Raw genomic sequence first — 18,766 nt, forward strand, 5'->3', positions numbered from 1 at the left:
GCGGACGGTCATGGCACGGGCGATCTGGACAGGTGTGATCACGTTCGGACTGGTCAGCGTGCCGGTCGGCCTGTACACCGCGACCCAGGACCACTCCGTGCACTTCCACCAGCTCCAGCGCGGCACGTCCGACCGCATCCGCAACCGCCGCGTGAACGAGCGCACCGGCGACGAGGTGTCCGGCGACGACATCGTCAAGGGCTTCGAGGTCGCCGACGGCGAGTACGTCGTCGTCGAGCCGGACGAGCTGGACGAGATCGCACCGGGCCGCAGCCGCACCATCGAGATCTCCGACTTCGTCGACCTCGACGAGATCGAGCCGGTGTACTTCGCCCGCACCTACTACCTCGCGCCACGCGGCGAGGAGCATCTCAAGGTGTATGAACTCCTGCGCGCGGCCCTGGAGAAGGCGAACCGGATCGGTGTCGCCACCTTCGTGATGCGGGGCAAGCAGTACCTCACCGCGCTGCGCGCCGAGGAGAAGGTGCTGATGCTCCAGACCCTGCACTGGGCGGACGAGGTCCGCGACCCCACCCGCGAGTTGCCGCAGCTCCCGGAGCGGCGGGCCGGCAGCGGCAAGGAACTCGACATGGCGCTCCAGCTGGTCGACGCACTGAGCGGGCCGTGGGACCCGTCGCGGTACCGGGACACGTACGAGGAGAAGGTGCGCGAGCTCGTGCAGGCCAAGGCGGAGGGACAGGAGATCGCCCCGGCCGAGGAGGCGCCGACCGCCACCAACGTCGTCGACCTCATGGAGGTCCTCCAGGGCAGCATCGACCGAGCCCGCTCCGGCCGCGAGAAGCGGGGCGGGGAGCGCGGCGGCGCGCGGCGCGGCCGCACGTCCCCGTCCAAGTCCTCTTCCAAGTCCGGGCCGAAGAGCTCGGCGCGCAAGACGTCCGCCGCCCCCCAGCAGAGCGAGCTGCGCGAGCTCAGCAAGGCCGAGCTGTACGAACGGGCGACCGAGCGGGAGATCCCCGGCCGGTCCCGGATGAGCCGCCAGGAGCTGATCGACGCCCTCGCGGGGGGCGGCCGCCGGCGCAAGAAGGCGGCGGCCTGACACGAGCCCCGGGCACCGGCTGGGCCGGCCGGATGAAATGCGTCTGCTCCATCGGAGGTGCCGTGGGCGGCCCCGGCACCCGCCGCCGCGGCGGTCCCCGATGATCTTCGCGTCGGCGCTCGGCCGGCCCGGAGACGAGGAGTGACGATGGCGGACCGGAAGTTCTCCCGGAGCCGTGCGAACCGGCGGAGCGGCCGCTGGGCCGCGGTGTGCGCGTCGGTCGCCCTGCCGCTGGCCCTCGGGCTGACGGGCACGGCCACCGCGTCCGCCGAGCCCGCGCCTCCCGCCCCCACCCTCGACGTCGCCACGGCGGTGGCGTACGGACTCGTCCACCCGGAGGCGGCCCCCGCCGGAGCCGACGACTGGTCGTGCCGGCCCTCGCGCGCGCACCCCCGCCCGGTCGTCCTGCTGCACGGCTCGGCGGCGAACGCCTACAACAACTGGAGCATGCTGTCCCCCTATCTGAAGAGCCTCGGGTACTGCGTCTTCGCTCCCAACTACGGCGGCACGCCCGGCAATCCGTTCAAGGCGACCGGACCCGTACCGAAGTCGGCCCGGCAGATCGCCCGGTACGTCAACCGCGTCCTGAAGGCCACCGGCGCCCGCAAGGTCGACCTCGTGGGGCACTCGCAGGGCGGCGGTCCGACCCCGCGCTGGTATCTGCGCTTCGAGGGCGGCACCGACCCGGCGCACCCCGAGCGCAACAAGGTGCGCCGGCTGGTCGCGCTCGCCCCGTCCAACCACGGCGGGAACATCTCCGGCGTCGGCACGGTGACCGGCCGGCTGGGCCTCGACCCGGCCGTGTCCGCGGTGGTCGGCCAGGCGTGGTCGGACCAGATGGTGGGCTCCGAGGTGAACCGCAGGCTCGACCGCGACGGCGACACCCGGCCCGGTGTCTCGTACACGGTCGTCTCCACCCGCTACGACCTCTTCGCCACGCCCTACCGCAACAACTTCCTGACGGCGGGACCGGGCGCCACCGTGCGGAACATCCTGATCCAGGACATCTGCCCGCAGGACGTCTCGGACCATCTGTCGCTCGCCTACGACACCAACGCCGCCCAGCTCGTGCGCAACGCCCTCGACCCGGCGCACGCCCGGCCCGTCCGGTGCGGCCTCACCCTGCCCCTGCTGGGCGGCTGACCTCCGGGGCCGCGTCACGGGTCCGGCCGGAAGCCGCCCCGCCACCAGGCACCCAGGGCGGACGGCCACCGCTGGTGCGCGACCAGGTGGCGCCGTCCCGGCCGCAGCGCCTGCGGCAAGGCGACCGCCCGGACGGAGATTCAGGGCCGGGGGCGCGGGCACTCACCCGGATGTACTAAGCTGCTCCCAGAGCCGGTCACCGCAACTCGCGGTCGCCGACCCTGCGTTGGTGGTCCAAGGAAAGACGCCCCGCTTCCTGCGGGGAGATGCAGGTGCAAGGCCTGCCCGGCGCTCCGACACGAGGCCCGTCCGCATGACGCGGACGGGCCTCGGCGTTTCCCCGTGGCGCACATGCGGCGGATGGATCAGGGGCAGTAGTCGTCATCAGTGAGGGTCCCGGCCGCCACCACGACGAGGAGTACGCCATGTCATCCACGGGACAGAAGGATTCGCCCGCCACGAACGCGGACGGTGAGCCGGCGCTCAAGCGGGTCATGGGTCCCGGTCTGCTGCTGCTGTTCATCGTCGGGGACATCCTCGGCACCGGCGTCTACGCCCTGACGGGACAGGTCGCCGGCGAGGTCGGGGGCGCGGCCTGGCTGCCGTTCGTCATCGCGTTCACCGTGGCCCTGATCACCGCCTGCTCCTACCTGGAACTGGTCACCAAGTACCCCGAGGCCGCGGGCGCCGCGCTGTACGTGCACAAGGCGTTCCGCAAGCACTTCCTGACGTTCCTGGTGTGCTTCGCCGTGATGTGCTCCGGCATCACCTCGGCGTCGGCGGCCTCCAGAGCCTTCGCGGCCAACCTGGTCACCGGGTTCGGGCTTGACGGCGGCGACGGGCTGATCCTGGCGATCGCCCTCGGCTTCATGGGGCTGGTGCTGCTCGTCAACCTGCGGGGCGTCAGCGAAAGCCTCAAGGTCAATGTGTTCCTGACGGCCGTGGAGCTGTCGGGTCTGCTGCTCGTCATCCTGATCAGCGGCTGGTTCATCGCCGGGGGGAACGCCGACTTCTCCCGAGTCGTCACCTTCGAGAGCGCCTCCGACAAGAACGTCTTCCTCGCCGTCAGCACCGCCACGTCGCTCGCGTTCTTCGCCATGGTCGGCTTCGAGGACTCGGTCAACATGGCGGAGGAGACCAGGGAACCGGCGCGGATCTTCCCCCGCATGATGTTCACCGGGCTCGGCATCACCGGCCTGATCTACGTCCTGGTGTCCGTGTGCGCGGTCGCGGTCGTGCCCGTCGGCCGCCTCGCCGACAGCGAGACGCCGCTGGCCACCGTGGTGCAGACGGCGGCTCCCGACTTCCCCATCTCCGACCTGCTGCCGTTCATCTCCATGTTCGCCGTGGCCAACTCCGCGCTGATCAACATGATGATGGCCAGCCGGCTGCTGTACGGGATGAGCCGCAAGGGCGTCCTGCCACCGTTCCTCGCCAAGGTGCACCCGGTACGGCGCACCCCGCAGGCGGCGATCCTGTTCACCACCGTCATCGCCTTCGGCCTCATCACGTTCGTCTCGCTGAACCCCGACAGCCCGGTCGTCGCCCTGCTCGGCGGCACGACGTCGCTGCTGCTGCTCACCGTCTTCACCGGGGTGCACGTGGCGGTCCTGGTGCTGCGCAAGGACACGGTGGCGGCACCGCACTTCCGGGCCGGCCGCGTCCTGCCCGTCGTGGGGGCGGTCGCCTGCCTCTACCTGGTGCTGCCGTGGTCGTCGGGACGCCCCGGCGACGAGTACCGCATCGCGGGCGTGCTTCTGCTGATCGGCGTGGTCCTGTGGGCGGTCGCCTGGTTCACCCGCGACCGCGACCGCGCCTCCGCCTCCGACGAGACGGAACGGCAGACCCAGCCCTGACACCCCGCGGGCGGGGCGGGGCACGTGCCCCGCCCCGCTCACCCCGCGTACGCGAACGGCCCGCCGGCCTCCTTGAGCCGCCGCATCGCCGTCAGCCGGACCGCGACATACACGGCGGCCACGGCGGCACCGGCGTTGAGCAGGTCGGCCGCCATGTACTGCGTCACGGCGTCCCGCACCTCGGTGAGGCTGTCGCTGTCGGCGTACCGCGACCCGTTGTACCGGCCGAGCAGCGTGCCGCCGATGAACAGCGCCCACCACAGGTTCACCGGCCACAACGACGTCCGGTGCCGCCCCTCGCTCGGCAGCGGCGCGGCGGCGCCCCACATGTCGACGGCGACGAGGTATGGCATCCAGAGGTTCACCAGCGGGATCAGCCAGCCCCCGACGGCCCATCCGCGGCCGTGCCGGAAGGCGTCGGGCGTCAGCACCCCGAGGTCCCGTCGCGTCAGGAAGAACCAGACGACGAAGACGACCACGCCGGGCGGGGTCACCATTCTCTGCAGGTCACCGGCCCGCTCGTACAGCGTGTAGGCGCCGTCGAGCGCCCGCTCGGGGTCGGTCCCGGTCACCGTGCGGATCCGGAGACCGGCGAACACCGCGAACAGATCGGCCAGCGCCATACCCGCCAACAGCACGCAGACGACGGCCAGGAGCACCTGGGACGCGGGCCGCACGCCGCCGGGCGGACGGGTGTGCGGCCGCGGAAGCGGCTCAGAGGAAACGGGCATGCGACGACCCCCCCCACGGGCGATGAGTGGAAAACGGCCCGCGGAAGATCGCGTGCGGAGGAACCCTAGGCGAGGACGACCGCCTCGTCCACGCGGTTCACGGCGGCTCCGCACGGGCCGCCCGCCGCCGGCCGCGTGTCACTCGGCCGCGGACGTGTCCGGGATCGTCGGCAGCGGCCCCAACCGGGTGCGGAGGAAGGACTCCTGGGACAGGACGGCGCCCACGCTCAGGGCGATCGCCACGGCGACACACACCACGATCAGCCAGGACAGCAGCACGAAGACCGAGCCGACCGAACCGTATTCGCTCAGGGCCCGGTTGAGCGCCCGCGGCATGTAGAAGTGCGCGGTCACCGACAGGGCGCTGACCGCGACCGCCGTGATGACGGCACCCGGCAGGAGCGGCCCCCACGGCACGGCCCCGCCCAGCAGCAGATGCTGCGTCCACCACCACATGAGGGCCTGCATCAGCAGGACGATCGGGAACCCCAGCGTCGCCCCCAGCCCGAACCCGTTGTGCAGCAGCCCCTGCACGACGAGAGCGGCCAGCCACAGCGCGATCCAGGCCAGCCACCGCCACGGGGCGACCTTCGTCCGTGAGCGGGGCATGCCCCAGGCCCTGCGGCACAACCGCTGCACCGCGCGGCTCACCGCCGTGGCCGACAGCAGCACCATCAGGCCGCCCACCACGCCCGTCGCCTGCCGCAGATCCTCCGACGGCGGGTGGAACGTCTGCTCCACCTCGGCCTTCGCCCGCCCGGTCAGACCGAGCACCGTGGTGATGGACGTCGTCACCTGATCCTGCACCGCCTCCGGCGCGTACGCGCTCAGCACGAACAGCAGCGGCACGGCCGTCAGGAAGCACTGCGCGGCGATCCGGGTGGCCGAGTCGAAGACGTTCACGGACAGCAGACGGTCCACGATCCCGGTGATCACCGGGAAACGGCGCTCCAGTCGCGCGTGGACGCCCTTCGCCCACACCGTCGACGCCCGGGCACGCTCACGCCACCAGGTGGCGCGCAGCGGGGACCCCCGGCGTCGGCCAGTCTCCATCGAGCCGCTCCTTCCCACCCCCAGAGTGCGTGAGGACCCGGTGCCCGGCACCCCGTCGGCCACCTCGCGTGAGCACCCGCGCGGAAACGCGGGCGGCCGACACGCGGACATACGCCCGACCCGCACCGTGCCCGACGGGATCCCTGACGGTCCTCGACCTGACGCTCGCCGCCCTCGCCGTCACGCTCGATCCCCTCCCGCCGACGGCGTTCGTCCTCGTGGTGGCGTCGGCCGGGGGAGTACGCACCGGGCTCGCCTTCATCACCGGACGGACGGCGTGCTTCGTCGCCGCCCCGGTGCTCGTCGGCGCGGAGGCTCGTCGTCGTTCCTCGGCTCCCGGCTGGAACGGGGCGCCGTCAGGCCGGCCGCCGTACTCGCGGCGGTCCACCCGGAGCGGGCGCGGCGGCGGCTGCCGGCGATGCGCACCTGGACGGGAAGAGCGTCCACGGCCTGGCCGGCCCACCGGGGCGCCCGGAGCCCCGCGCGCCGATGCGGGAGCGCCGCCCTACCCTGATACGGAGGGGGAGACCGGGTCCGGCGCACCGGGAGGTCAGCCCCGATGGACGACTACCCCCTCATCGAGGACCACGGCCTGGTGGGGGACCTGCAGACCGCGGCCCTGGTGAGCACCGACGGCAGCGTGGACTGGTTCTGCGCCCCGCGGTTCGACTCGCCGAGCGTGTTCGGCGCCCTGCTGGACAAGGACAACGGCGGGCACTGCACGGTCCGGCCCCGGCACGGCGCCTACGCGACCAAGCAGTTGTACCTCCCGGACACCGCGATCCTGGTGACCCGCTACATGACCGAGGCAGGCGCCGGCGAGGTGCAGGACTTCATGCCCGTCACCGGCACCACCGTCACCGAACGCCACCAGCTGGTGCGCGTGGTCCGCAGCGTCCGGGGCCGGATGACGTTCGAGGTGGAGATCGCCCCCCGGTTCGACTACGGACGCCGCCCGCACCGGCTGCACATCACCACCCGCGGGGCGACGTTCACCGCGGACGACGGCGCGCACCTCACCGTGCATCTGATCCGGGAGCCGGACGACGAGCGGCTGCTCGACGTCCTCGCCGACCGGCGCGACGCCCTGCATTTCACGATGACGCTGGAGGCCGGCCAGGAGCGGGGACTGGTCCTGGAATGGGGCGGCGACGGGACCGCGCGGACGATACGGCTCGCCGAGTACGAGCAGCTGTTCGACGAGACGGTGCGGTACTGGCGTTCGTGGCTGCACCAGTCCCGCTACACCGGCCGCTGGCGCGAGACGGTGGAGCGGTCCGCGATCACCCTGAAACTGATGACGTTCGCGCCCACCGGAGCCGTCGTCGCCGCCCCCACCGCCGCGCTGCCCGAGCAACTGGGCGGCGAACGCAACTGGGACTACCGGTTCACCTGGATCCGGGACGCGTCCTTCTCCGTGTACGCCCTGCTCGGCCTGGGCTTCACCGAGGAGGCGCAGGCGTTCATCCAGTGGCTGTCCGACCGGGTCAAGGAAAACGCCGGCGGTCACGGCGCCACCGGCCCGCTGAACGTCATGTACCGGGTCGACGGCTCCTCCGACCTCGACGAGCAGATTCTCGACCACTGGGCGGGCTACGCCGGCTCGTCGCCCGTGCGCGTCGGCAACGGCGCCGCCGGCCAACTCCAGCTCGACATCTACGGCGAGGCCCTCGACAGCATCTACTTCGCGCACCGGCACGGACACTCCTTGGGCCATCACGGCTGGACCGCGCTGCTGACGGACCTCGACTGGCTGGTCGACCACTGGGACCAACCGGAGGAGGGCATGTGGGAGACCCGCGGCGGCCGTAAGGACTTCACCTACGGCCGGGTCATGTCCTGGGTGGCCTTCGACCGCGCGCTGCGCCTGGCCGACGCCAACGGGCGGCCGGCCGACCCCGACCGATGGCGCGGGGCGCGCGACGCCTGCTACGAGCAGGTGATGAGCAAGGGCTGGAGCGAGTCCCGGCGGGCGTTCGTGCAGCACTACGGCAGCGACGTCCTCGACTCCTCGCTGCTGCGGATGGCGACGGTCGGGTTCCTCACGCCGCAGGATCCGCTGTGGACGTCCACCCTCGCCGCGATGGAGGAGGAACTCGTCAGCGACAGCCTGGTCCACCGCTACAGCCCCGAGGCGTCGCCGGACGGCCTGGCCGGCTCGGAGGGCACCTTCTCGCTGTGCACCTTCATGTACGTCGCCGCTCTGGCCCGGACGGGACGGACCGACCGGGCCCGGCTGGTGTTCGAGAAGATGAAGGGGTACGCCAACCACCTGGGTCTGTACTCGGAGGAGATCGCGCCGACCGGCCGGCAACTGGGCAACTTCCCGCAGGCGTTCACCCATCTGGCCCTCGTCGACGCGGCCCTCGATCTCGACGCGGCCCTCGACCGGGGCCGCGACTGAACCGCGCCCCGGCCGGGCAGCCTCCGGTACGCCATGTCCTCCGGGTCGCCGGTGCGCTCGTAGAGGATCAGTTGCCGCACCGCCGGGGGGCGATGGCGACCGCTTCACGTGGCCCGGGTGCTGCCGCCGGCATCCTGTGGCGCGGGCGCCTCCTCGGGCTGCCCAACGGGCGGGACCGCGCGGCCCGGCGGCAGGAGGGCCACCGTCGCGAAGCCCGCGACCGCTGCCAGGAGCACCACCGGCGTCATCTCCGCCGCGCCCATGAGCAGGACGACCAGCACCGCGCTGCTGACCGGCAGGCGCAGCGCGGCTCCGCCCGCCGCAGCCATGCCGGCCGCCAGCCCCGGTACGACGCCCAGGCCGGGCAGCGGCGACAGCAGCACACCGGCCGCCGCCCCCAGGAACAGCGCCGGGAAGATCGGGCCGCCGCGCAGACTGCCCAGGCACACGGCGTACGCGGCGCCCTTGCACAGCAGGACGGCGATCAGCGCGCCGACCCCCCACGCGTGCGGGTCCTGCGCCAGCCGGGCCAGCGTGGCCTGGCCGGACGACGCCACGTCCGTGGGGTTCCGGTCGGTGACGAGCGTGTAGACGGCACCGCAGAGACCGGCGGCCAGCGCGCAGACCACCGTACGGGCCACCGGCCGCCCGGCGACGAGGACCGCGGCGAGCCGCCCGGTGTCCATGGCCAGGTGCACGGCGAAGCCGATGGCCACGGCCAGGGGGATCGTCCAGATGACGTCCCCGGCGTCGATGTGCGGGGTCGGCACGCCGAGACGGAGCGTGAGGCTGCCGGTCGACAGGCCGGTCCAGCGGCCGAAACCGGTGAAGACGAGGGAGCCGACGCCGCTGGACAGGAGCGCCGGCAGCATCACCGCGAACAGCTGCGGGCCGCCCACCCCGGCGACCTCTATCAGGATCACCGCGCCGATCAGCGGGTTGCCGAAGATCGCCGGCAGGGCCGCGGCCGCACCGGCCGCGGCGAGCAGGGTGGCGCTCTGCGGGGTCGTCGGCGCCCGGGCCGGACGCGCGAACAGCATGGCCAGGCCGCCGCCCACCGCGATCAGCGGGGCCTCGGGGCCGAGCGTCGCGCCCAGCGGCAGGCTGGCGAACGCGGCCAGGATGACACCCGGCAGGGCGGCCGCGGTCGTTCCGGGGGCGTGCAGCCCGGCCGCCGGCACATGCCCGCCCGCGCCCGGGAGATGACGGACCACCAGACCCACACAGACGCCCGCGACCGCCAGCATCGGCAGCGGCCACCACCACGGCGGGGTGTCCCATCCCAGCGCGTCGGGCAGATCGGCCCACAGCGCGTGCTCCAGCTGGTGCAGCCCGGCCAGGAACCAGAACGCCAGCAGGGAGACCGGCACGCCGATCAGCGCGGAGAAGACGAGCGCCTTCCCGTACGCCGGATCGCGCAACATCTCCCGCAGCCGGTCGGCCTCCTCCGGCTGGGTCCGTCCGCCCGGCGGTGGCGTCTCGCGCGCACCCTGCTCGTCGTGCCTCAAGCGAGGATCCGGCGCTTCCGGTACTGGAACCCCTCCTCGGTGAGCACCCCTTGGGCCTTGAGGTCACCGAGCTGCCCCAACCGGTCGGTCTTGGTGGTCATGTCGTCGGCTCCAGGGACTCGACCGTCCCGTCGGTGCCCTCGCGCACGAAGGCCAGGTCGAGGACGCGGACGACCCCCCGGTCGACCGTCGTCCGGCTGCCGGGGAACTCGACGATCAGGTGGTCGACGGGCCCCATGTCCGCGAGGTCCTGGTGCATGGCCTCTCCTCACACGAACGGGTCGGGGCCCGGCCGCGACACGGCCGGCGAGAACGTCCGCGCGCAGCCCGAGTTCGGCCCCGCAGTCATTGCAGCACTCGGCCCGCCCCCCTGCATCCGGGCGCCGCCCGGCGATCGACGGGTCCGGCGGTGCCGGTTGGGCCGGTGCCGCGCGGGCACTCGGAGCGGGTCCCGACGTCTCCGCACACGCAAGAAGTGAGGGATCACGGTGGCGAAGAACGCGAAGAAGTCCGACGACGGCCTCGCCCAGGGCGACGAGGTGACCTGGAAGAGTCACGGCGGCACCGCCGAGGGCACCGTCGAGCGGAAGATCACCCACCGTACGGAGGCCGCCGGCCGTACCGTGGACGCCTCCGCGGAGGAACCGCAGTACGAGGTGCGCAGCGAGAAGTCCGGCAGATCCGCCGTCCACAAGCCGTCCGCGCTGCGCAGGAAGTGAGCGGGGTCGCATGCAGACGTTCCTGCCGGACCCCGACTTCCGGCGGACGGCGCTGCTGCTGGACCGGCGCCGGCTGGGCAAGCAGCGCGTGGAGGCGCTCCAGGTCCTGCGGGGCCTGACCGTGCCCGGCTACGGCTGGCGCCGGCATCCGGCCGTCCGCATGTGGACCGGCTACGAGGAGGCCCTGGTCCGCTACGGCCTGGAGATCTGCCGGGTCTGGCGCGACCAGGGGCACCAGGACAGCTGCGCCGCCTCCCTGGTCTCCGGGCTGGCGGCGCACCGGCCCGGACCCGTCCGGGAACAGGAGGAGCTGGCGGCGGCCGCCGAGCTGCCGCCGTGGCTCGGTGACGAGGCCTTCCACGAGAGCCACCGCTCGGCCTTGGTCCGCAAGGACCCCGGGGTGTACGCCGCGGTGTTCCCCGGTGTGGCCGACGACCTGCCGTACGTGTGGCCCGCCTCCGACCGGGAGCGCGCGTCCGCCGCCGGGTGACCGGCGACGGCGGAAGGGAGGACGGCCGTGCTGAGCGTGGTGCGCGGGCAGCTGGGGCAGGCCCTGTTCCGCCGGGTCGCGGGCCCCGACGGCCCGGCGACCCGCGCCCGTATCCATCTGACCCCGGGGCCGCGCTGGTTCGGCCCCGACCGGCCGATCCGCGCGGTCCACGGCGACGCGTCCATGTTCATCGGCGGGCTGAGCGCGCTGCTGCTGCAGTCCCTGCACCCCCTGGCGATGGCGGCGGTGGCCGGGCACTCCGGCTACCGGGGCGACCCGTGGGGACGCCTGCAGCGCACCAGCACCTTCCTCGCCGTGACGACGTACGGCACCGCCGAGGACGCCCAGCGGGCGGTCGAGCAGGTCCGCGCCATCCACGAGCGCATCCGCGGCACGAACGCCGACGGTCAGCCGTACCGCGCGGCCGATCCGCATCTGCTCGGCTGGGTGCACGCCGCCGAGACGGACAGCTTTCTCCGTGCCCACCAGCGCTTCGGCGCGCACCCACTGGACGCGGACGGCTACGACGGCTACGTCGCCGACGCCGCACGGGTGGCGCGGGCGCTGGGCGTGACCGACCCGCCGCGCGACCGCCGGGAGCTGGCGGCCCGCCTCGCCTCCTACCGGGCCGAGCTGCGCGCCACCCCGGAGGCCCGCTCGACCGCCCGCTTCCTGCTGCTCCAGCCGCCCGTGCCCCTCGCCGTACGGCCCCTGTACGGCGGCCTCGCCGCGAACGGCGTGACCCTGCTGCCGCCGTGGGCCCGGCGCCTGCTGGGGCTGCCCCGCATCCCGGTCGTCGAGGACCTCGCGGTGCGTCCCACCGGGCAGGCGCTCACCCGCACCATCCGCTGGGTGATGCGCCCGCCGAGCACACCGGGACAGGGATGAGCGGGCAGGGCTCAGTTGTCCCGCATCCATTCGCGCGTGCCGAACGAGGCGCAGGACCGAGCGGCCAGGGCCGCCGCCGCGCGCAGGGCCCCGGCGAAGTCCGCGCCGGTCAGCTCGGCGTGCCGCGCCAGCCGATGGGTGAGCGCGCCGTGCAGGACGTCGCCGGCGCCGAGGGTGTCCACCACGCGCGTCACGGGCACCTTCACCGTTCCGCCGCCGTCCGGTCCGGCCCACACCAGGGGCTCCGGCCCGTGGCTGACGGCCGTCCAGACGACCCCGTGATCCCGCAGGAACCGCAGGGTGCCGTCGGGCCCGGCGGTACCGGGTGGCCGGAAGGCCGCCGAGCACACGGCCACGTCGATGTACGGCAGCAGGTCTTCCGTCCCCGGTTTCCAGCTGCCCCCGTCGAGGACGGTCCGGCGCCCCGCGGCCCGCGCCGCACGCGCGGTGGCGAGCGCCAGGGCGGGGTGGTGGCCGTCGAACTGCACGATGTCGCAGGCCGCCACCCGGGCCTCGAGGTCCGGGGGTGGGGCGAGCCGGTGCCCACGGGCGTTGGTGGAGGCGACGGCCCGTTCCCCGGTGGCGGCGGTGACCAGAACCGAGGACACGGCGGGCGGCTCGTCCCGGCCGGCCGCCAGGTCGGTCACGGCCACCCCCGCCCGGTCCAGGTCCGCCCGGACGGCCTCGCCCAGCGGGTGCGAGCCGACCGCGGTGAGCAGCCGTGCCGCGCCCCCCAGATGGGCGAAGGTCACGGCCGCGTTCGCGGCCGGGCCCCCGGCCGCGACGAGCTGGTCCCGTGCCGTCAGCTTCTCGTCGGCGGCGGGCACCCGGTCGACCAACTGCACGACGTCCAGCGTGCACAGTCCGACGAACAGCCCGCGCGGCCGGCCCCTCGTCCGCGGTTCCATCCCTGCTCCTCCCCGCCTCGGCGTGCGTATCGTGTGGCCATGGATCCTCCGGTCCCGAGGCCGGCCGCGCAAGGAAGGTGCCTTTCGGTCGTCCGGGGGCACACGGAGGGCACACCGGGGGCGGGGCGGCGTGGCTCGACAGGGGGTTCGGGACCGCGGCGGGGACACCCGGACCGATCGCAGGGAGGCAGGACGTGGAAGGGCCACAGGACACGGAGACCGGGCGTAACGACGCTGTGGCGCCGGCGCCCGCCGAGCTGTCCCGGGCCCTGGACGCCGTCGGCGCCGGCGCCTACGTCGTGGACGAGCGGGGCTGCATCATCGCGGTGAACGCGCAGGCGGAGCTCATGCTCGGCAGATCCACGGAGGAACTCGTCGGCCACGACGCCCACGAGCTGCTGCACCGCGGCCCGCACGGCCAGACGCTGCCGCACAGCCAGTGCGCCATGCGCCAGGCGTTCCACGAGGGCAGGTCGGCCCAGGGCGCGGGCGAGTACTTCGCGCTCCCCGACGGTTCCGTCCTCCCCATCAGCTGGCTGATCACGCCGTACGCATTCGACGGCGAGGGGGGCCGCACCCTGGTGATCTTCCACGCGCAGGAGCCCGCGCAGGAGCCGGGCCCGCTCCCGGAGGCGCCGACCGCCACCCTGACCGAGCTGGAACGGCTGGCCCTGCTCGCCGAGGCCACCGCCCAGCTGACCTCGACGCTCGACACCGACGAGATGCTGCGCCGGCTCATCCGGCTGGTCGTGCCACGGCTCGCCGACTGGGTGATCGTCGACCTGATCACCGAGCGCGACGAGGTGTGGCGGGACGTCGTCGCCCACGCGGAGGGCGCGGCCATCAAGCGGCACGAGGATCTGGAGGGGCCCATGCCGCCCGTGCTGGAGGAGTCCCAGTGGCCGCTGTCGAGGGCCCTGCGCGGCGTGGCGTCCACGGTGACCGGGCCCGAGCGGTACCACCGGACCCCAGACTCCGGGATCGCGGTCGAGCAGCGCCACCTGTTCGACCGTACGGGCATGCACTCGGCGGCCATCGCCCCCATCCGCGGCACCCGCGAGGTGCTGGGCGCGCTGACGCTGGGCCGCGCCGAGAACCCGGTGGGCTACACCTCCGCCGACCTGCCGCTGGTCGAGGACATCGCGCGCCGCGCCGGGCTCGCCCTGGACAACGCCCGCCTCTACCAGCGTCAGCGCAAGGTCGCCGAGACCATGCAGAACCATCTGCTGCCGCAGCTGCCGAGGGTCCCGGGCCTGGAGATGACGGCCCGCTACCTGCCCGCGCCGGACGCCTCGCAGGTGGGCGGCGACTGGTACGACGCGTTCCCGCTGTCCGACGGGGCGACCGCCCTGGCCATCGGCGACGTCGTCGGCCACGACCTGGAGGCGGCCTCCGGCATGGCGCAGGTGCGCAACATGCTGCGGGCCTACGCCTGGTCGCAGAACGAACCCCCCAGCCGGATCGTGGCCTGGCTGGACGAGGCGATGGAGCACATCACCGACGTCCGCATGGCCACCATGATCTTCGCCCGGATCGAGGCACTGGACGACGGCACCTGGCGGCTGTCCTGGACCAACGCGGGACATCCGCCGCCGCTGCTGATCGGCAGGGACGGCGTGGCCCGGTTCCTCGAGGACGGGCACGGTGTGGCCCTCGGCACGGGCCTGCGCGCCCCGCGGCCGGACGCGCAGGCCGTGCTGGAGCCCGGCTCCACCCTCGTGCTGTACACGGACGGCCTCGTCGAGGAGTACGGCAAGGTGATCGACGTGGGCCTGGACCGCCTGCGCCGGCACGCGGCGGCCTTCGTGCACCGGCCGCTCTCCGTCCTCGCCGACCAGGTGCTGCGCCGCGTCCGTCCCGACGACAACGACGACGACGTGGCCCTCCTCGCGCTGCGCACCCCGGTCTGACCGGAGGCTCCCGGCAACCGTGTGCGCACGACTTGTTGACGCCCAGTCAACCACGGTGGTTCAGTGGCTCAGTCACTGAACCACAACCGGGCTGGGGGTCTCGATGGAAGCACTGCCGCGCGAGACGGTCGTCGACGTACTGGAGCAGCGCCTGCGCGAGCGGATCCTCGCCGGGCGGCACCCCGCCGGGAGCTATCTGCCCCCGGAGAGGGAACTCGCCGACGAGTTCGGCGTCAACCGCACCACCCTCAAGCACGCGTTCGGCCGCCTGGTGCACGCCGGACTCCTGGAGACCCGGCACGGAGTGGGCACGCGCGTCCGCGACTTCCTGCGGCTGGGCGGGGCGGACCTGCTCCCGATGCTGGTGCGGCACAGCCCGGACTGGATCGGGGAGATCTTCGAAGTGCGCCGCAGCATCGGCGCGTTGATCGCCGAACGCGCCGCCTCCCGCGCCACCGAGGCCCAGATCGCCGAACTGCGCCGTCTCGTCGCCGCCGTCGCGGGGGCGGACGGCGGCGAGGACGCGCAGCTCGCGGACGCCGAGGTGCACCGCGCGCTCGCCCGCGCCACCGGGAACCGGGTGTACGTCCTGCTGACCAACACCCTGTTCAACGCCTATCTGCCGGTCCGCTCGGCCCTGGTGGGGCCCTTCCACGACGCCGGGGCCGCCCACGGGCGGTTGGCCCCCGTCGTCGAGGCGGTCGCCGCCCGCGACGAGACCGCGGCCCGCACGGCCGCCGGGGCCTACCTGTCCGCGACGGAACGCATCATGCTCGAAGGGCTGGCCTCCGCCGGCCGGAGTCAGGGCGGGGACCGGTGAGCCCCCGTGGGACGGAGTTCCGGGAGACCCTTCTGGGCCGCGTACGCCTGGACGGCGAGGACCGCGAACGCCCCGTCCGCCTCGACCTCGTGGCCCGCGCCGACACGGTGGTGCTGCCCCACCGCACCACCCGGGCCCGGCTCACCGGACGCGTCCGGATCGCGGGACGCGCCGACGACGCCGAGGCCGTGGGGGAGCTGGAGATATCCCCGCTGGCCCGCCGCAGGATCCGCTACCGGATCACGTTCACCCTGCAGGGCCGGCGCCTCGAACTGGACGGCTGGAAGTCCCTGTCACCGGCACGGCCCCTCACCTCGATGACCGTCCTGCCGTACAGCCTCCACGAGGCAGGGCGCCCGACCGGCCAGGGCACGCTCCGCTTCCCGCTCGGCACCGGGCTGCTGCCGTTCCTCACGAGCTTCCGCTTCCCCCGCACCTCCGCGCACGACCCCGGACGGCACCTCGCGGCACGCTGGGACGGGCGGCCGGGCCGCACGGAGGTCTGGTACACCACCCTGACCGACCCGGCGACCGGCACCGGGGTCTGGCTGCACCACGAAGTCGTCGCCCCCACGGACGGCTCGGCCGCCTACGCGCACGGCTGGGCCGCCGTCTTCCCCCAGGACGGCCCGGTACGGCACGCCCGGTTCGGGCCCGTCCCCGCGACCGGTACCCCCCAGGGCTTCACCGCCGACGGCGTCCGCGTCGCCCCCGGAAAGCTGTCCGGCAGCGCCGGCCCGCTCACCTGGTCGCTCACCGAGACACCGCTGGGCCCACCGGTGCACACCTTCCCCCGCTGGTCCTGGCGCCACCCCTGGCTGCCCGCCAGCCACATGCTCCCGGCCTCCCGCTGCCGCTACACCGGGACCGTCCTTCACGGCCACGGCGAACCGCTGCGTCTCGACGGCGCGTTCGGTGCGAGCGCCCGCATCTACGGCCACGGCAACGCCGCGCGCTGGGCCTGGCTCCACGCCGACCTGGGCGGCGGCGACCTCCTCGAGATCGTCGCCGCCGTGTCCACCCGCCCCGGGCTCGACCGGCTGCCCCCGCTCGTCTTCCTGCGCCTGCTGCGCGGCGGGCGGACATGGCCCCGGCGCCCCGAGCGCACCGCCGTGGGCTGGGCGGGAGCCGGCCGGTTCACGGCCGACCTCGCCCTGCCCCGCTGGCGGGTGACCGGCCGGGCCGGACTGCGCCGGATCCGGGTGACGGTGACCCAGCCCGAGGAGCGGACCCTGGCGCTGGACTACACCGACCCCGACGGGTCCGCCGCGGTCTGCCGCAACAGCGAGAGCGCCGACGCGGAGGTCCGCCTGGAACGCTGGTGGGGGAGGTGGCGGCCGGAGGCGCACTGGCGGCTGGCGGGCACCGCCCACGCGGAGGTCGGCGAGCGATGAGCCCTCGTACGGACGACGCCCTGCCGGCACTCACCGCCGCGTTCCTCGCCGACGACGGCACCACCGACTGGGTGCGGGAGGTGCCGCGGCGCCTGCGGACCCTGCTGGACGCCATGCCGCGCTCCGCCCGCACCGCCGTCCACGGCGCGGCCCTGGCCGTCGACGCGTACGCGCTGGCGCGCACCGGCCGCCGTCTCACCACGCTGACCCCCGGAGAACGCGAGCGCCTGCTGGCCCGCCTCGCCGCCCACCGGACCGCCCTGCCGGTCCTCGACGCGCTCAAGGTGCCGGTGCTGCTCGCCGCCGGGACGGAACGGATGCTGCACCGCGGGGCCCCGTCCGCGCGGCCCGCCGCCGACGACCCGCCGCTGGACTGCACGCCGTCCTCTGCCTGGCCCCGCCGGTCCACCGCCGACGCCGTCGTCGTCGGGTCCGGCGCCGGGGGTGCCATGGCGGCGCGGACGCTGGCCCGCGCCGGACTGCGGGTCGTCGTCGTGGAGGAGGGCGACCACCACAGCACCGCCTCGTTCGCGGGCAGGGCGCCGCTCGACCGCTTCACCGGGCTGTACCGGGACGCCGGTGCCACGATCGCGTACGGCGCCCCTCCGCTGGTCGTCCCCACCGGCCGCGCGGTCGGCGGCACCACCGTCGTCAACTCCGGCACCTGCTACCGCACTCCGGACCACGTCCTCACCCGCTGGCGCACCACCCACGGCTTCGCCGCCGCCGACGCTCTCGCCACCCACCTCGACGAGGCGGAGCGCACCCTGCGCGTCGCCCGGCAGCCGCTCGACGTCCTCGGCGAGAACGGCAGACTCGCCCTGTCCGGGGCCCGGCGGCTCGGCTGGGCCGCGCGGCCCCTGCGCCGCAACGCGCCCGGCTGCCAGGGCTCCTGCCAGTGCGTCGTCGGCTGCCCCACCGGAGCCAAGCAGAGCGTCCAGCTCTCGGTGCTGCCCGAGGCGTGCGCCTCCGGCGCCCGTATCGTCACGGGCGCTCGCGTCCGGCGCACCCTGACCGACCGCGACCGGCCGGGCGGCCCCCGGGCCGCGGGCGTCCTGGTGAGCCGCCCCGACGGCGGCGAGCTGGAGATCCTCAGCCCCCTGGTCGTCGTGGCGGCCGGTGCCCTGGGGACCCCCCAACTCCTGCGCCGCTCCGGTCTGGGCGGCCATCCGGGCCTCGGACGCAACCTCAGCGTCCACCCCGCCGTCAGCGTCGCGGGCCGCTTCGCGAACCCCGTCGGCGGCGGGCGGGCCGTCCTGCAGAGCGTCGCGGTGGAGGAACTGCACGCCGACGGCATCCTCATCGAGGCCACCGCCGCACCCCCGGGCATGAGCTCCTTCGTGCTGCCGGGCGTCGGACGCGCCCTGCGCCACGCGCTGGAGGACACCGAGCACCTGGCGACACTCGGGGCGATGGTCGCCGACCGTCCCTCGGGCCGGGTCCTCGGCCGGCACGGCACCCTGGTCCGCTACGACCTGGCGCTCCGCGACGCGGGCCGTCTGCTGCGCGCCCAACGGGCCATGGGCCGCCTGCTGTTCGCCGCCGGGGCCGAGGAGGTCCTGACCGGCGTCCCGCACGCCCCCCGCGCCCGCGACATGGCGGAACTGGAGGCCCTGCTGGCGGACGTGTCCGTACGCCACCTGCACGTGTCCGCGTTCCACCCCACCGGCACGGCCGCGGCCGGCGCCGACGAGGACCGGGCGCCGGCCGACCCGGAGGGACGCCTGCGCGGTGTGCACGGCGTGCTGATCGCGGACGGGTCCGTCCTGCCGAGCTGCCCCGAGGTGAATCCGCAGCTCAGCATCATGGCGGCGGCCCTGGCCGTCACGGACCGCTGGCTGACCCGGGCCTGACCGGCCGGGCCGGGGAGGGCCGGGGGCGGCGT

17 protein-coding genes are annotated in these 18,766 nt (G+C 74.2%); 11 read left to right on the plus strand and 6 right to left on the minus strand.

Features of this window, described 5'->3' with window-relative positions:
• The first annotated feature begins 10 nt into the window (after positions 1 to 10).
• The 3 genes from ACFRAC_RS23715 (at position 11) to ACFRAC_RS23725 (ending at position 4,056) form a co-directional block, all read left to right on the plus strand.
• The gene (locus ACFRAC_RS23715; protein ID WP_382926991.1) at positions 11 to 1,057 is read left to right on the plus strand and encodes a Ku protein; all 1,047 of its coding nucleotides are present in this window, start codon (positions 11 to 13) and stop codon (positions 1,055 to 1,057) included.
• A 147-nt stretch (positions 1,058 to 1,204) separates the two neighbouring features.
• A complete protein-coding gene (locus ACFRAC_RS23720; RefSeq protein ID WP_382926996.1) occupies positions 1,205 to 2,200 on the plus strand; it encodes an esterase/lipase family protein in 996 nt (331 codons plus the stop codon).
• A 425-nt stretch (positions 2,201 to 2,625) separates the two neighbouring features.
• A complete protein-coding gene (locus ACFRAC_RS23725) occupies positions 2,626 to 4,056 on the plus strand; it encodes an APC family permease (RefSeq protein WP_382927001.1) in 1,431 nt (476 codons plus the stop codon).
• Positions 4,057 to 4,094: 38 nt separating this feature from the next.
• Here the strand turns inward: ACFRAC_RS23725 and ACFRAC_RS23730 are convergent, their stop codons facing one another.
• Together ACFRAC_RS23730 and ACFRAC_RS23735 are read right to left on the minus strand one after the other, a co-directional pair.
• Entirely contained in the window at positions 4,095 to 4,787 is a 693-nt protein-coding gene (locus tag ACFRAC_RS23730; RefSeq protein ID WP_382927005.1) for a DUF4328 domain-containing protein, read from the minus strand.
• Positions 4,788 to 4,925: 138 nt separating this feature from the next.
• A complete protein-coding gene (locus ACFRAC_RS23735) occupies positions 4,926 to 5,840 on the minus strand; it encodes a YhjD/YihY/BrkB family envelope integrity protein (RefSeq protein ID WP_382927008.1) in 915 nt (304 codons plus the stop codon).
• A gap of 559 nt (positions 5,841 to 6,399) precedes the next feature.
• Here ACFRAC_RS23735 and ACFRAC_RS23740 point away from each other — a divergent pair.
• On the plus strand, positions 6,400 to 8,244 hold the full coding sequence (locus tag ACFRAC_RS23740) for a glycoside hydrolase family 15 protein (protein WP_382927010.1): 1,845 nt from the start codon (positions 6,400 to 6,402) through the stop codon (positions 8,242 to 8,244).
• Between the two features lie 104 nt (positions 8,245 to 8,348).
• Here the strand turns inward: ACFRAC_RS23740 and ACFRAC_RS23745 are convergent, their stop codons facing one another.
• The 3 genes from ACFRAC_RS23745 to ACFRAC_RS23755 all read right to left on the minus strand — a co-directional run bounded on the left by ACFRAC_RS23745 (position 8,349) and on the right by ACFRAC_RS23755 (position 10,011).
• The gene (locus tag ACFRAC_RS23745; protein ID WP_382927205.1) at positions 8,349 to 9,668 is read right to left on the minus strand and encodes a chloride channel protein; all 1,320 of its coding nucleotides are present in this window, start codon (positions 9,666 to 9,668) and stop codon (positions 8,349 to 8,351) included.
• Positions 9,669 to 9,748: 80 nt separating this feature from the next.
• A complete protein-coding gene (locus tag ACFRAC_RS23750; protein WP_382927013.1) occupies positions 9,749 to 9,853 on the minus strand; it encodes an SHOCT domain-containing protein in 105 nt (34 codons plus the stop codon).
• Entirely contained in the window at positions 9,850 to 10,011 is a 162-nt protein-coding gene (locus ACFRAC_RS23755) for a hypothetical protein (RefSeq protein ID WP_382927016.1), read from the minus strand. The genes ACFRAC_RS23750 and ACFRAC_RS23755 overlap by 4 nt, the downstream gene beginning before the upstream one ends.
• A 229-nt stretch (positions 10,012 to 10,240) precedes the next feature.
• Between ACFRAC_RS23755 and ACFRAC_RS23760 the strand changes: the two genes are divergently transcribed.
• From ACFRAC_RS23760 to ACFRAC_RS23770, 3 genes are read left to right on the plus strand one after another with little or no spacing between them, the layout of a single operon-like run.
• Positions 10,241 to 10,471: a DUF2945 domain-containing protein gene (locus ACFRAC_RS23760; protein WP_382927019.1), complete on the plus strand. Its 231-nt coding sequence runs from the start codon at positions 10,241 to 10,243 to the stop codon at positions 10,469 to 10,471.
• A 10-nt stretch (positions 10,472 to 10,481) separates the two neighbouring features.
• Positions 10,482 to 10,961 (plus strand): MSMEG_6728 family protein, encoded by a 480-nt coding sequence (locus ACFRAC_RS23765; RefSeq protein WP_382927022.1) that lies wholly within the window; start codon positions 10,482 to 10,484, stop codon positions 10,959 to 10,961.
• A 27-nt stretch (positions 10,962 to 10,988) separates the two neighbouring features.
• Complete coding sequence (locus ACFRAC_RS23770; RefSeq protein WP_382927025.1) at positions 10,989 to 11,849, plus strand: oxygenase MpaB family protein; 861 nt, start codon at positions 10,989 to 10,991, stop codon at positions 11,847 to 11,849.
• Between the two features lie 11 nt (positions 11,850 to 11,860).
• Here the strand turns inward: ACFRAC_RS23770 and ACFRAC_RS23775 are convergent, their stop codons facing one another.
• Positions 11,861 to 12,757 carry a PfkB family carbohydrate kinase gene (locus ACFRAC_RS23775; RefSeq protein ID WP_382927028.1) on the minus strand — a complete coding sequence of 299 codons (897 nt, stop codon included), beginning with the start codon at positions 12,755 to 12,757 and terminating at the stop codon, positions 11,861 to 11,863.
• 194 nt (positions 12,758 to 12,951) lie between these two features.
• Here ACFRAC_RS23775 and ACFRAC_RS23780 point away from each other — a divergent pair, with 194 nt between their 5' ends.
• From ACFRAC_RS23780 to ACFRAC_RS23795, 4 genes are all read left to right on the plus strand, one after another.
• A complete protein-coding gene (locus ACFRAC_RS23780) occupies positions 12,952 to 14,667 on the plus strand; it encodes a SpoIIE family protein phosphatase (RefSeq protein WP_382927031.1) in 1,716 nt (571 codons plus the stop codon).
• A 103-nt stretch (positions 14,668 to 14,770) separates the two neighbouring features.
• Positions 14,771 to 15,487 carry a FadR/GntR family transcriptional regulator gene (locus tag ACFRAC_RS23785; RefSeq protein ID WP_382927033.1) on the plus strand — a complete coding sequence of 239 codons (717 nt, stop codon included), beginning with the start codon at positions 14,771 to 14,773 and terminating at the stop codon, positions 15,485 to 15,487.
• Positions 15,484 to 16,881 (plus strand): hypothetical protein, encoded by a 1,398-nt coding sequence (locus tag ACFRAC_RS23790; protein ID WP_382927036.1) that lies wholly within the window; start codon positions 15,484 to 15,486, stop codon positions 16,879 to 16,881. The genes ACFRAC_RS23785 and ACFRAC_RS23790 overlap by 4 nt, the downstream gene beginning before the upstream one ends.
• A complete protein-coding gene (locus tag ACFRAC_RS23795) occupies positions 16,878 to 18,734 on the plus strand; it encodes a GMC family oxidoreductase N-terminal domain-containing protein (RefSeq protein WP_382927040.1) in 1,857 nt (618 codons plus the stop codon). The genes ACFRAC_RS23790 and ACFRAC_RS23795 overlap by 4 nt, the downstream gene beginning before the upstream one ends.
• The last annotated feature ends 32 nt before the right edge of the window (positions 18,735 to 18,766 follow it).

The organism is Streptomyces sp. NPDC056628 (assembly GCF_042792555.1).
Classification (GTDB): domain Bacteria; phylum Actinomycetota; class Actinomycetes; order Streptomycetales; family Streptomycetaceae; genus Streptomyces.